Raw genomic sequence first — 557 nt, 5'->3', positions numbered from 1 at the left:
GGGCTCGGCCGGTAGCGCCAGTGGTCGGCAACTGCTCGATGCCCGCTCAGAGCTGCGCCGCCCGATCGATGTGCGGGCCACTCAGCCACTGCAGGACAGTGCGCAGTACACACGCACGGCTCAGAACGAAATCTACAGCCAGTTCAAGCGCCTGCCCAATCCGGACTTGGTCATGTACGTATTCCCTCACCTGGCAGGCTCCGACCCCGCGCCAGTACCGGGGTATACGACCGTTTTTCCGCTGTATCAACGCGTGCAATACGCGATGCCCGGTGAGCGGGTGGAGGATTATTGATGGGATTTTTGGACCGTTTAACAGAGCGTCGGGATCAAGGCGCTGACGCCGTGGCTGACATGCCCGTCGAGACGATCGCCGATCAGCTACGAGATGAAGCCATTTTCGCGCAGGCCAGAAAGCGTTACCTGGCTCGCCTGGCGGCTGAGGGAATACCAGAGCCAGGTGCATGGCTCGATCCCAAGCGCAAACCTGTGACGGTCGACGATGTCGCGGACCTGTATGCCGTCAACCCGTCATTAGTCGACATGCTGCCCTGGAT

The 557-nt window shown here is 60.9% G+C and carries 2 protein-coding genes; both read left to right on the top strand.

The features are described 5' to 3' along the window. Positions 1–295 (top strand): TIGR03751 family conjugal transfer lipoprotein (locus ALO80_RS20105; RefSeq protein WP_055010279.1); only part of this gene is annotated, 295 nt, incomplete at its 5' end. Further along, a partial coding sequence (locus ALO80_RS20100; RefSeq protein ID WP_055010278.1) for a hypothetical protein occupies positions 295–557 on the top strand: 263 nt, incomplete at its 3' end. The genes ALO80_RS20105 and ALO80_RS20100, both read left to right, overlap by 1 nt.

Origin of the sequence: Pseudomonas caricapapayae (assembly GCF_001400735.1) — a bacterium.
In the GTDB taxonomy this organism is placed as follows: domain Bacteria; phylum Pseudomonadota; class Gammaproteobacteria; order Pseudomonadales; family Pseudomonadaceae; genus Aquipseudomonas; species Aquipseudomonas caricapapayae.
This window is presented reverse-complemented; position numbering and strand designations above follow the sequence as displayed.